Genomic DNA, 13,390 nt, shown 5'->3' with positions numbered 1-13,390 from the left:
TGGTTCTGTGATATAGCTCACAACATTTCCATTATATTGTCATGATTCCGTTTGTCGCGTTAACGTTAACAATATTTGGTCCTAGGACTGTATTGGCGTCAAGGCAGAATGGTCGGATGGTTCAGGAGGATAGGGATATGACGTCAGCCGCTGAAAGCACGCGGAATCTGGGTAAGAGCTTGCATAGTGAAGCCGAAAGTTCCCGTGAAGTGGGCGAAGACTCGCATAGTGCTGGCGATAACTTGGACGGGGTGGTCAAGGGTTTTAACGCTGACGAACTTGACGCCATGAAGCAGGAACTGTTTGCTTGGTGGGACGTCAACGCGCGCGATCTGCCGTGGCGGTTCGGTCGCACGACGCCGTGGGGCATCCTCATTTCCGAAGTGATGAGCCAGCAGACGCAGATGAGTCGCGTGGCGCAGTATTGGAACAATTGGATGGACGTCTGGCCCGACGCCGCAAGCCTCGCCAAGGCGAGTACGGCCGAGGTCATCACCGCCTGGGGCAGGCTGGGCTATCCGCGCCGCGCATTGCGGCTTCAGGAATGCGCGAAAGTGGTCGCGGAGCAATACCACGACGAGCTTCCGAAAACGTATGACGAACTGGTCGCGCTTCCCGGCATCGGAGACTACACAGCCAGCGCGGTGATGAGCTTCGCGTTCGGCGAGCGCATCGCCGTGCTCGACACCAACGTCCGCCGCGTGCTCTGGCGCACATTCGAGGGCGAGGAATCCTTCGGCGGTGCCACCAAGCCGGAGGAGCGCAAGCTGGCGAACGCCGTGCTGCCGCAAAAGCCCAAGGAAAGCGTGATCTGGAACGAGGCGCTCATCGAGCTGGGCGCGCTGGTCTGCACCGCCAAAAATCCGAAAATTGACGAGGACCCGTGGGCCTCGCACAGCCGCTTCTACGCCGCTGGCTGCCCGCACATGGGGGAGAAGCGCACCCGTCCGCGTCAGAGCTTCAAGGGCACGAACCGCCAGGTGCGCGGCATCGTCCTCAACGCTCTGCGCGCGCTCGCTGACTCGCCTTCCGCAGAGATGCTGCCTAGGAATGTTGCGGACACTGCTTCTTCCGTGACTTCCGCAACTTCCACGTCAACAAGCAGAAAATCCGATCACGCGGCAGCAAAAAAGGTTCGCGGCGAAGAACGTACTGTCTTGCCGAGTCTGTCGCGCGAGGAGGTCGAAAAGCTCTGGCCAGACCAAATCCAGCTTGACGCCTGTATCGCCAGCCTCGATGAGGATGGCCTGATAGAAATCGGCCTTGACGGTTCGTTGCGTTTGCCACAATGAAACGAGGCGTAAAGACTCGGTCATGATTCCATGAGAGCGAGTCATTCAGAATAGCTAAGATAGTAAAATTAGGAAGAAGCAATATGACTTCATCAAACGAAATTGTGAACAGGAGGGGCTATGGCAGATGCTGTTCGCGCTCTCAACCATGTGTTCAGTACTCATGTTCTTGAAGATTTGTTGGAGTCTGGTTTTAGTAAGACGTTTCAGATCGCTGCGGATAAAAGTGTCAGTGACTTTGGTTCAATGACCTATGGCCAGATATTTACGGGAATTTACAAATATCTTTATCGTAACCAGCGCAATGAATTCGTTTATCAGGATGTGCTATTCCGTAAGCTTCTGCAAAAGCATAGTCCTCGAACGACAGTTGCTTTTCGTCAACTTCCGGTAGGAGATTCCATTGCGGATTTTGTGATGATCAATGGTTGTGGAAGGGCATACGAGATTAAGTCTGATTTGGACACTTTCGATCGATTGGAACAGCAATTACTGCATTATCTAACGGTCTTTTCCTATGTCTATGTAGTCGTTCCTGAAACTAGATTCCAGGAGGTCTTGGATTTGCTCAGCACCTTCGCTGGGTATGGAAATTATATCGGGGTGTACACCATTACACGGCGCAATGCGATTAGCGCGAAACACATTCGTCAGGCGCAGTGTTGTACCGATTTTCTCGATTCGAAGTCTTTGTTCTACATGTTGCGGAAACCTGAGTATGAGAAGGTTTTGCTTAAGGCGTTTGGAGGGCTGCCCGAAGTTACGCCGGTACATTATTTCAGTTCTTGTCTGGAATGGTTTTCGACCTTGCCTGTTTTGAAACAACAGGAATACGTTATGAAAATGTTGAAGCGACGCAAGTTGGCCAATCTCCAGATATCTGAAAATATTCAAGATGGGCTTCAATCTTTGGTGTATTTTTCCGATTGGCGTTATGATGAAAAGAAGCTGAATGCATTACTGAGGAGTGACTATCGAAGGAGATAAACATGAGCGGGTGCTACTATCCGTACCTTTACGGCAGGCAGTCGGAACTTTATGCTCTGCGGAATCTGGCAGAAGAGGACAGAATCAGTGACAATGTGTTGCCAATCGTGGAACCGGTTAGCAATTCCAAAGTCTCGATATATCTATTAAGAAGTGTCATCGAGACGTTTAGAAAGCATGATCTGCATATTGGGGTGGTCATTAATCCGGTTGAGGGCATTTCCACTCCATCTTTGCTTCGTTTGGTTGGTCTTAGAGGTAATCGTTCTGTTGTTCCGGTAATTGTCCTTTCTGAAGATGCCAGCGACAATTTGGAAACTGTAAAAGAATATAAATTCTATAATCCATACATTGTGGTTGCCAGAGAAGGTCGTTATCAGCTTCAAGATGGGTCACTGCCACAGATTCAAGGCCTTAGAGCCATTAATTTTTCTGTACTTCTTTATGAAGGTGGCAACGCGGTTAAACAGGATGTCTTGGGTTCGCAAATGGCTTTGCAGGGATTCAACAATTTTTCGAGAGCTGCTTTGACGGATCATTTCCATAAATTACCGAGAAATGTTGATTATTCCGAGCATCCTGATGAGATGTTTTCGAGAGACCATTTGTTCTATCGAAATTTCGGTGATAATGGATTCGGCGATTATTCAGTGATTGGGGAGGAACGTCCATCAGGTGGATTTGCTGCATATGCTGTTGTTATTCACTGGGTTTATTTTGATAATAATCAAGTGTTGAGGATTCATCATTATGTTTCGGACAGTAATGAAGATTTTCGAGACCCCGGCAAGAAATTTGATCAAGCTGTTTGGAAACTTGTAAACGACAATAAGGCAATGACGACATTCGCAGCGGATCGATTCCGATATTATCTTGAAAATGGTCTGTTCCCTGGATTGGCGATGATTAAACGGCTCTCCATTATGCATCATTTGGAATTGATGAACGCTTTTCTGAATTCTGCAGAGGAGTAAGACAATGTCTGATAACACCATGTTCTGTTGCAGTAATTGTTTCGGAAAAGGAATGAAGGACATAGTTGAAGGGGCTTACGATGCAAAGAGTCCTCTTGGTGATTGCCCCTATTGCGGTTCATCCAACATTCGATTATACGAGATTGAAAAGCATGATGAATTGCAAACGGCTCTCTACAATGTAATCAGTCTTTATGTATTGGATTCAAAGGCTGGAGAACCGATGTCAACAATTTTACAAAGTGACTGGAATATCTTCAGCAACAAGGTAAACAATCCACAAAGATTGCTATCAACGCTCTTTGATTCGTTGATGAAAAAGAAACTTGAACCTAGCAATTTTCCTACACAAAAGTTCAAGCTCGGACGTTCTGAAGAAAAACCTTTCTTGGAAAATGGAAGCTGGGATGATTTCTCAAATCACATTAAATATAAAAACCGTTTTCATATTCCGTTTATTCACCTTGAGGCGATTCAAGAATTGTTGTTAAGTCTTGTCGAGGATGTCGATGATACGAATTCAGATGGCATTTTTTATCGGGGTAGGATTGCGGATGACAAGGCCGGTTTCAAAGAAAATGAGATGGGAGCTCCGCCTCAAAAAGTATTGGTTTCTGCCGGTCGGGTCAACCCATCTGGAATTAGAGAACTGTACTTATGCGGCGACAAGGATACGGTGCCTTATGAAGTTAGGGCTACGGTTCCTGATTATGTGACTATTGGGAAGTTCAAGTGCAAAGATAAGAATAAAAAGAAAGTACTTAATCTTTCCAAGATTGATGATATTGTTCCAGATTTTAGTAATCAACATGCTTTGAGATTACTTGCTGTTAATAAGCCCTTATTGCATGATTTTGCGCAAGAGGTAGCAAAGCCAGTTAGCTCCAACCCCAATGCGGAACTTAACTATCTGCCAACGCAGTACATTGCCGAGTTCATCAAGTCTTTAAATGATACTAAGAGACAACGAATCGATGGTGTCTGCTTTAAGAGTACTATGCACCCACCGCACATGAACTATTGCTTCTTTGATCCTAATGATTGGGATTGTGTAAAGGTGGAGACAATTCAGATTAAAAAAATTGATATTCTTGTTGGTTAAAAGATTGCCGGACGTATCTGGGTTTTAAATCCCAAGTTCAGCAAGGTCGTTTACACTGGTGAGGTATGACCTCTCAGCAGCCGCAGAAGCGCCCGACCAAAGGCAAGCCCAGCAAGCAGATGCAGCGCGTCTATCTTCGCCGGCGTATCGTCGTAGGCGTTGCGGCACTGGTGATTCTGGCGCTGGTCGGCTTCGGGGTGTACGCGCTTGTTACCAAGGTCATCGTTCCACAGGCCGGGCATATAGCCTCGAGTTCGTCGATTGCCAAGTCCCATAAAAAGAGCCCGAAACCGAAGAAATCGAATGGTTCCGGCGATGCCAAGTCGGAAAAATCCGATAAGAACAATCAAAACGGGAACGCTGACCAAAGCAGCGTCAAGAAATGCGGAGCCAAGGACGTGAAGCTTGAGTTGAGTCCCGTTTCGCAAAGTGTCGAGGTCGGCGGCTCGCTTGATTTCAAGGCGACGATTCGTTACGAAGGTTCCGGTTCCTGCTTGGTCGATGCTTCGAACGCCTCGCGTATCCTCACCATTTCCTCGATTGCCGATTCGGATTCGGGCAACGGTTCGGGTGCAGATTCCAAACAAGGTTCAGATTCCAAATCGAATTCCAATTCGGACGCTAATACAGCTTCCAGCGGTGAGACTATCTGGAGTTCCGCCGCCTGCCCCGCGGATTCCCGCAAACTGCTGATGGCCAAGGGAGACAAGGACGAGCAGAAAATCACATGGCCTGCCGACAAAACCGGTTCCACCTGCGTACCCGACGATCAGCTTCCGCGAGTGAAACGCGGCACGTACATGGCCCAACTGAGCCTGAAAGACCAGCCGAGCGTCAAGAGCGAGAAGGTTCCCGTCGTCGTCAAATAACCGGTTAGGTTATATTTTATATATAAGGTAATCCAGCAAACTTGGCCGATTCGTAAAAGGGCTATTCAATCGTTCCCATATTTTCCATTTTGCCTTGAAGATGTATGGTGGAATGTCCACATCTATGCTAGAATGAAACTTTGCATAAGGTGTGTCATATTGCGGGCATGCTCTAACGACGAAGCGCCCGCGTAGTGTAGCCGTTTGCGGCGCGTTTCCTCGATATGAATATTCAAAGAACTAGCGAGCGATAAGGAACGTCCATTGGCTGAAAATAAGCTCAAGACGAACACCACACAAGTCATCGCACGCGCCGATGAGCACGACATCAAGTTGCATAAGGCGTCGGACCGTGTGAATTTCGGTTCCATCAGGGAACCCATCGATGTGCCCTACCTTCTGGGGGTGCAGACCGATAGCTTCGATTGGCTCATCGGCAACGCACGTTGGAAGAAGAAGGCCGAAGCCGACATCAAGGCCGGCACCAACAACGTGGCCCATACCTCCGGGCTGCAGGAGGTCTTCGAGGAGATCTCCCCGATCGAGAACTTCGCGCAGACCATGAGCCTGACGTTCTCCGACCCGTACTTCGAGGAACCGCGCCACACCGTTCAGGAGTGCAAGGAGAAGGATTACACCTATTCCGCGCCGCTTTACGTCAACGCGGAATTCGAGAACGGCGACACCGGCGAGATCAAGAGCCAGACCGTCTTCATGGGCGATTTCCCGCTGCAGACCCCGCACGGCACCTTCATTATCGGCGGCACCGAGCGCGTCATCGTCTCGCAGCTCGTGCGTTCGCCCGGCGTCTACTTCGACCGCACGCCGGACCGCACCAGCGACAAGGAGATCTTCGGCGCGAAGATCATCCCGTCGCGTGGCGCGTGGCTCGAGTTCGAGATCGACAAGCGTGACGTCCTGGGCGTTCGCGTCGACCGCAAGCGCAAGCAGTCCGCCATCGTCTTCCTCATGGCCATCGGCATGACCAAGGACGAGATCGCCAAGTCCTTCAAGGATTACCCGCTCGTGCTCGATGCCCTCGAAAAGGAGACCATCAACACGCAGGACGAGGCCCTCACCGACCTCTACCGCAAGATCCGTCCGGCCGACACCGCCACACCCGAAGCCGGCAAGAACCTGCTGGAGTCCTTCTACTTCAACAACCACCGTTACGACCTCGCTCGCGTCGGCCGTTACAAGATCAACCGCAAGCTCGGCCTCGAAGCCGACCCGACCGATCGCAGCCTCTCGCGCGAAGACATCATCGCCACCATCAAGTACCTCGTGGCGCTGCATGCCGGCGACAAGACCTTCCCTGGCAAGCGTGACGGCAAGGACGTCGACCTACGTGTCGAAACCGACGATATCGACCACTTCGGCAACCGTCGTATCCGCCAGGTCGGCGAGCTCATCCAGAACCAGCTGCGCACCGGCCTGAGCCGTATGGAGCGCGTGGTTCGCGAACGTATGACAACTCAGGACGCCGAGGCCATCACCCCGCAGTCCCTGATCAACATCCGTCCGGTCAACGCGACGATCAAGGAGTTCTTCGGAACCTCCCAGCTCTCGCAGTTCATGGATCAGAACAACCCGCTTTCCGGCGTGACCAACAAGCGTCGTCTCTCCGCGTTGGGCCCCGGTGGTCTTTCGCGCGACCGCGCCTCCATGGAGGTCCGCGACGTCCACCCGTCCCACTTCGGACGCATGTGCCCGATCGAATCCCCTGAAGGCCCGAACATCGGCCTGATCGGCTCGCTCGCGACCTTCGGCCGCGTCAACCCGTTCGGTTTCATCGAGACTCCGTACCGCAAGGTCGTCAACGGCCACGTCACCAACGACATCGAGTACATGACCGCCGACCGCGACGCCGAGCACGTCATCGCCCAGGCCAACCAGAAGCTGGACGAGAACGGCAACTTCGTCGAGAAGACCGCGCTCGTGCGTGCGGGCGAGGACGAGGCCGTCGATGTGCCGGTCTCCGAAGTCGACTACATGGACGTCTCCCCGCGCCAGATGGTCTCCGTCGGCGCCTCGCTGATTCCGTTCCTCGAGCACGACGAGGGCCACCGCGCACTGATGGGCACCAACATGCAGCGTCAGGCCGTCCCGCTCGTCAAGTCCGAGCGTCCGCTGGTGGGCACCGGCGCCGAATGGCGCACCGCCTACGATTCCGGCGACACGATCTTGGCCGACAAGGATGGCGTGGTCACCTACGTCTCCGCCGACATCATCCGCGTCACCAACGATGACGGAACCCAGTCGAGCTACAAGCTCGCCAAGTTCCAGCGTTCCAACCAGACCACCAGCTACAACCAGGTGCCTCTTGTCAAGGACGGCGAGCGCGTCGAGCGCGGCAGCGTCCTGGCCGACGGCCCCGCCACCCAGAAGGGTGACCTGGCGCTGGGCAAGAACGTGCTGGTCGCGTTCATGCCTTGGAACGGCTACAACTACGAGGACGCCGTCATCATTTCCCAGCGTCTGGTGAAGGACGACACCCTTTCCTCGATCCACATCGAAGAGTATGAAATCGACGCCCGCGACACCAAGCTTGGTGCCGAGGAGATCACCCGCGACCTGCCGAACGTCGGCGAGGAAGCGGTGGCCAACCTTGACGAGCGCGGCATCATCCGCATCGGCGCCGAGGTCGAGGCCGGCGACATCCTGGTCGGCAAGGTCACGCCCAAGGGCGAGACCGAGCTCACCCCTGAGGAGCGCCTGCTCCGCGCCATCTTCGGCGAGAAGAGCCGCGAGGTCCGCGACACCTCGCTGCGCGTGCCCCACGGCGAGACCGGCACGGTCATCTCCATCAAGGAGATCACCCGCGACGAGGCCGAAGAGGACGGCGACGAGCTGCCTAATGGCGTCAATTCGATGATTCGCGTCTACATCGCCCAGCACCGCAAGATCACGGTGGGCGACAAGCTCTCCGGCCGCCACGGCAACAAGGGCTGCATCTCCCGCATCCTTCCGGAAGAGGACATGCCGTTCTTGCCCGATGGCACCCCAATCGACATTATGTTGAACCCTCTGGGTGTGCCGAGCCGTATGAACCTGGGCCAGGTGCTGGAACTGCACCTGGGCTGGATCGCTCACGCCGGTTGGGACATCAAGCTCGACCCGGATCTCGAGGCCGAATGGAAGAAGTACGTGCCGCAGGGCGCCGAGCACGGCGACCCGAACACCCCGGTGGCCACCCCCGTCTTCGACGGCGTGCGCCCGGACGTGATCCAGGGCCTGCTGCGCAGCACCCTTCCCGACCGCGATGGCAACAAGCTCGTGGGCGAGGACGGCAAGGCGACATTGTTCGACGGCCGCACCGGCGAGCCTTTCCCGAAGCCGATCTCCGTGGGCTACATGTACATGCTCAAGCTGCACCACCTCGTGGACGACAAGATTCACGCGCGTTCCACCGGCCCGTACTCCATGATCACCCAGCAGCCGTTGGGTGGCAAGGCGCAGTTCGGCGGCCAGCGCTTCGGCGAGATGGAGGTGTGGGCCCTCGAGGCTTACGGCGCCGCCTACACGCTGCACGAGATGATGACCACCAAGTCCGATGACGTCGACGGCCGCGTGCGCGCCTACGGTGCCATCGTGAAGGGCGAGAACCTGCCGCCGGCAGGCATCCCCGAGTCCTTCAAGGTGCTCTTGAAGGAGATGCAGTCCCTCTCGCTCAACGTCGAAGTGCTCAACGCCGACGGCGTGGCCATCGACCTGAACGACGCCGAGGACGACCCTGTGGGCTCCTCCAACGATCTCGGCTTCAACATTGGCGCCCGCCCGGACGCCTCGGCCAAGGACGATCAGGCGGCACCTCAGCCGGAATACCGCTAGAGGCAACGCTAAAACATACGGCTTAGCCAGGGCTTGGCGAATAAAAGTGTCAAGCCCGCAAGCCGGCCGAAAATCGTAATTGTTACCAATTGGAAGACAGGACAACATAGTGCTGGACGTCAACGCATTTGACAAACTGAGGATCGGACTCGCCACCACCGAGGACATCCACAACTGGAGCTACGGCGAGGTCAAGAAGCCGGAAACCATCAACTATAGAACTTTGAAGCCTGAGAAGGACGGCCTGTTCGGAGAGCAGATCTTCGGACCGACCCGCGACTGGGAGTGCGCCTGCGGCAAATACAAGCGCGTCCGTTTCAAGGGCATCGTCTGCGAGCGCTGCGGCGTGGAGGTCACCAAATCCCGCGTCCGCCGTGAGCGCATGGGCCACATCGAGCTGGCCGCGCCGGTAACACACATCTGGTTCTTCAAGGGTGTGCCGAGCCGCTTGGGCTATTTGCTCGACATCGCGCCGAAGGACCTCGAGAAGGTCATCTATTTCGCGGCTTACATGGTCACGAGCGTCGATGAGGAGCAGCGCCAGCAGGATCTGCCGGATCTGCAGGACGAATTCGACACCGAGATCGCGCAGCTCAACAAGCGCCGCGACAACGAGATCGAGGAGCGCGCCAAGAAGCTTGAGGCCGACATGGCCGAGCTCGAGGCGAGTGGTGAGGCCAAGGGCAGCGCCAAGACCAAGATCCGCAACTCCGCCGAGCGCGAGATGGCGGCCATCCGCCAGCGCTACGACGACCAGGCGCAGCGCCTCGCCGCCGTGTTCGACCGCTTCAAGACCTTGAAGCCGGGCGACATGGAAGGCGACGTCGACCTGTGGCAGGAAATGGTCGACCGCTACGGCGACTATTTCGAAGGCTCCATGGGTGCCGAGGCCATCAAGAAGCGCCTGCAGGACTTCGACCTCGAAGGCGCCGCCAAGGAGCTGCGCGAAGAGATCGACAGCGGCTCGGGCCAGCGCAAGGCCCGCGCCCTCAAGCGTTTGAAGGTCGTCAACGCCTTCCTCACCACGGACAACAAGCCCGAGGCGATGGTGCTTGACGCCATTCCGGTCATCCCTCCGGACCTGCGCCCGATGGTCCAGCTCGATGGCGGCCGTTTCGCCACCTCCGACCTGAACGATCTCTATCGCCGCGTCATCAACCGCAACAACCGTTTGAAGAGGCTCATCGAGCTCGGCGCCCCCGAGATCATGCTCAACAACGAGAAGCGCATGCTGCAGGAAGCCGTCGACTCCCTGTTCGACAACGGCCGTCGTGGCCGTCCGGTCACCGGCGCCTCCAACCGCCCGCTGAAGTCGCTTTCCGATATGCTCAAGGGCAAGCAGGGCCGTTTCCGCCAGAACCTACTCGGCAAGCGCGTGGATTATTCCGGTCGTTCCGTGATCGTCGTCGGCCCGTCGCTGCGCATGCACCAGTGCGGTCTCCCCAAGCCGATGGCCTTGGAGCTCTTCAAGCCCTTCGTCATCAAGAAGCTCGTGGACCAGAACTACGCGCAGAACATGAAGAGCGCCAAGCGTCTGGTCGATCGTCAGGATTCGTCCGTTTGGGACGTGCTTGAAGACGTTATTTCCGAGCACCCGGTGCTTCTGAACCGTGCACCTACGCTGCACAGGCTCGGCATTCAGGCCTTCGAGCCGATTCTGGTCGAGGGCAAGGCCATCCACCTGCCGCCGCTGGCGTGCGCGGCCTTCAACGCGGACTTCGATGGCGACCAGATGGCCGTCCACCTTCCGCTGAGCGTCGAGGCGCAGGCTGAGGCCCGCTCCCTGATGATGGCTTCCGACAACATCCTGAAGCCGGCAGACGGCCACACCGTCACCATGCCTTCCCAGGATATGATTCTGGGTCTCTACTTCCTTTCCACCGTGGTGGAAGGCGCCAAGGGCCAGGGTCGCGTGCTCGGTTCCCCCGAGGAGCTGCGCATGGCCGTCGACCGTCATGACGTCGACACCCAGGCCAAGGTGCTCGTGCGCCTGCCCAAGGACTTCGTGCTTCCCACCGATTGGGAGCCGGGCGAGCTCAAGGTCGTGGACCCCGAGCCGGGCAGCCCCGACGTCGTGAAGGAAGAGCGTTTCAAGGACGGTTCCGTCCTCTTCGCCACTTCCTACGGCCGCTTGAAGTTCAACGAGACCCTGCCGGTCGACTACCCGTACATCAACGAGCAGGTCGCCAAGGGCAAGCTCTCCACGATCGTCGACGACATCGCCACGCGTTATTCCACCGCCCAGGTGGCAGCGACCTTGGACGCCCTGAAGGACCTCGGCTTCACCCGCGCTCCTTGGTCGGGCGTCACAATGTCCTTCTCCGACATCGTCGAGCCGCCGGAACGCCTCTCGATCATCCATGACTACGAAGGCCAGGCCGACAAGGTCAACGACCAGTACGACATGGGTCTGTTGACCGAAGAGGAACGCCGCCAGGAGCTCATCAACCTGTGGACCGAATGCACCGACAAGGTCGCGGACGCCATGCGTGATAACTTCAAGGACGACAACAACGTCAACATCATGGTCCAGTCCGGGGCCCGTGGCAACTGGATGCAGATCCGCCAGATCTCCGGCATGCGTGGTCTTGTGGCAAACCCGAAGGGCGAGATCATCTCCCGCCCCGTCAAGTCCAACTACCGTGAGGGCCTCTCCGTCTTGGAGTACTTCATCTCCCAGCACGGCGCCCGCAAGGGTCTGGCCGATACCGCGCTTCGTACCGCGGAATCCGGCTACCTCACCCGTCGTCTCGTGGACGTGGCCCAGGAGGTCATCGTGCGCGAGGAGGATTGCGGCACCAAGAAGGGACTGCCGATGAAGATCGCCGACCGCGATGAGGACGGCAATCTCGTGCTCGTCAAGGACGCTGACGGCGGTCCTTACTCCCGTCTGCTCTCCAACGACGTCATCGACCCCAAGGACGGCAAGACCGTGCTTTACAAGCGCGGCGATGCCCTGTCCATGGATGTGTTGCGTGATCTGGTCGCGCATGGCGTCGAAGAGGTCAAGGCGCGCAGCGTGCTGACCTGCGAGTCCAAGCGCGGCGTGTGCGCGAAATGCTATGGCTGGTCGCTGGCCACCAACCGCCTGGTCGATGTCGGCGAGGCCGTCGGCGTCGTCGCGGCGCAGTCCATCGGCGAGCCTGGCACGCAGCTGACGCTTCGTTCCTTCCACTCCGGCGGTGTCGCTTCCGCGTCCGACATCACCCAGGGTCTTCCCCGTGTCACCGAGCTCTTCGAGGCGCGTACGCCTAAGGGCGAGGCGCCGATCACGGAGTATCCCGGCACCGTCAAGGTCGAGGATTCCGACCACGGCCGCCAGGTCACGCTGACCCCGGACGACACGACCATCGAGCCGATCACCTATCCGGTGACCCGTCGCGCGCCGCTCTTGGTCAAGGACGGCGACCACGTCGACACCGGCACCCAGCTGATCGAAGGCTCCGTCGATCCGAAGAAGATCCTTCGCATCTTGGGACCCCGCGCGGCTCAGGTCAACATCGTCGAGGGCGTGCATGACGTGTACCGCTCCCAGGGCGTGGACATCCACGACAAGCACATCGAGGTCATCGTCCACCAGATGCTTCGCCGCATCACGGTGATCGATTCCGGCACCACGAGTCTCTTGCCCGGCGAGCTGGTCGACCAGGCCAAGTTCCGCGACGCCAACATGAACGCGGTGAAGGCTGGCGGCAAGCCCGCGGCCGGCCGTCCGGAGCTCCTGGGCATCACCAAGGCCTCGCTGGCCACTGATTCTTGGCTCTCCGCCGCTTCGTTCCAGGAGACCACCCGTGTGCTTACGGAGGCCGCGCTGGAGCAGAAGTCCGACGAGCTCAAGGGCTTGAAGGAGAACGTCATCATCGGCAAGCTCATCCCCGCCGGCACCGGCCTGGCGCGTTACCGCAACGCGACGGTCGAGCCCGACAAGGCCATCCGCGACACCATCTACCCGAACTTCGGCTTGGGCGGCGACAACGCGAACGGCGAGTTCGGCGAAGGCGGCATGGACGATGTGGACTTCTCCAACATCGACTTCGGCGACCTGAAGCTCGGCGACGACTTCAACCCCGATGACTTCCTGAACGACCAGGGCGGTGCCAGCGAGCTCGGTGGCGACACTGATTTCGGCGCTGGCTCTGACGCCAACTCAGGCAGCGGAACGGACGATTCCGCCTCGCAGGCCTGACCGAACGAATCCCGCTGAAGGTGGATCGGCCACATAAGGTCGGTCCGCCAACGCGGGGTAACGGGTTTTACATGGTTTTGCCCCGGATTCATATCGTATGAATGAATCCGGGGCAAAACCATTTTTTGATGTAAACCGGTCATATTATC

At 56.8% G+C, this 13,390-nt stretch carries 7 protein-coding genes; all 7 read left to right on the top strand.

Annotated features, from left to right (window positions below; genetic code table 11):
• The first annotated feature begins 287 nt into the window (after window positions 1–287).
• The 7 genes from OZX73_RS07440 (at window position 288) to OZX73_RS07410 (ending at window position 13,241) form a co-directional block, all read left to right on the top strand.
• Window positions 288–1,292 carry an A/G-specific adenine glycosylase gene (locus tag OZX73_RS07440; protein WP_277150965.1) on the top strand — a complete coding sequence of 335 codons (1,005 nt, stop codon included), beginning with the start codon at window positions 288–290 and terminating at the stop codon, window positions 1,290–1,292.
• A 120-nt stretch (window positions 1,293–1,412) separates the two neighbouring features.
• Window positions 1,413–2,279: a sce7726 family protein gene (locus OZX73_RS07435; RefSeq protein ID WP_277148997.1), complete on the top strand. Its 867-nt coding sequence runs from the start codon at window positions 1,413–1,415 to the stop codon at window positions 2,277–2,279.
• Between the two features lie 2 nt (window positions 2,280–2,281).
• The gene (locus tag OZX73_RS07430) at window positions 2,282–3,253 is read left to right on the top strand and encodes a sce7725 family protein (protein ID WP_277148995.1); all 972 of its coding nucleotides are present in this window, start codon (window positions 2,282–2,284) and stop codon (window positions 3,251–3,253) included.
• A gap of 4 nt (window positions 3,254–3,257) precedes the next feature.
• The gene (locus OZX73_RS07425; protein WP_277148993.1) at window positions 3,258–4,355 is read left to right on the top strand and encodes an RES domain-containing protein; all 1,098 of its coding nucleotides are present in this window, start codon (window positions 3,258–3,260) and stop codon (window positions 4,353–4,355) included.
• 65 nt (window positions 4,356–4,420) lie between these two features.
• Window positions 4,421–5,224 (top strand): hypothetical protein, encoded by an 804-nt coding sequence (locus OZX73_RS07420; protein WP_277148991.1) that lies wholly within the window; start codon window positions 4,421–4,423, stop codon window positions 5,222–5,224.
• A gap of 264 nt (window positions 5,225–5,488) precedes the next feature.
• Window positions 5,489–9,055: a DNA-directed RNA polymerase subunit beta gene (gene rpoB / locus OZX73_RS07415; protein WP_277148989.1), complete on the top strand. Its 3,567-nt coding sequence runs from the start codon at window positions 5,489–5,491 to the stop codon at window positions 9,053–9,055.
• A gap of 109 nt (window positions 9,056–9,164) precedes the next feature.
• A complete protein-coding gene (locus OZX73_RS07410) occupies window positions 9,165–13,241 on the top strand; it encodes a DNA-directed RNA polymerase subunit beta' (RefSeq protein ID WP_277148987.1) in 4,077 nt (1,358 codons plus the stop codon).
• Window positions 13,242–13,390 lie beyond the last annotated feature (149 nt).

Source organism: Bifidobacterium sp. ESL0775, from assembly GCF_029395475.1.
In the GTDB taxonomy this organism is placed as follows: domain Bacteria; phylum Actinomycetota; class Actinomycetes; order Actinomycetales; family Bifidobacteriaceae; genus Bifidobacterium.
Note: the sequence above shows the minus strand (reverse complement) of the source record. Positions and strands in the feature narration are given on the sequence as shown.

Coding starts and splice junctions, on each gene's coding strand:
- OZX73_RS07440 (WP_277150965.1), top strand. CDS start 288: ATGAAGCAGGAACTGTTTGCTTGGTGGGACGTCAACGCGCGCGATCTG.
- OZX73_RS07425 (WP_277148993.1), top strand. CDS start 3,258: ATGTCTGATAACACCATGTTCTGTTGCAGTAATTGTTTCGGAAAAGGA.
- OZX73_RS07430 (WP_277148995.1), top strand. CDS start 2,282: ATGAGCGGGTGCTACTATCCGTACCTTTACGGCAGGCAGTCGGAACTT.
- OZX73_RS07435 (WP_277148997.1), top strand. CDS start 1,413: ATGGCAGATGCTGTTCGCGCTCTCAACCATGTGTTCAGTACTCATGTT.
- OZX73_RS07420 (WP_277148991.1), top strand. CDS start 4,421: ATGACCTCTCAGCAGCCGCAGAAGCGCCCGACCAAAGGCAAGCCCAGC.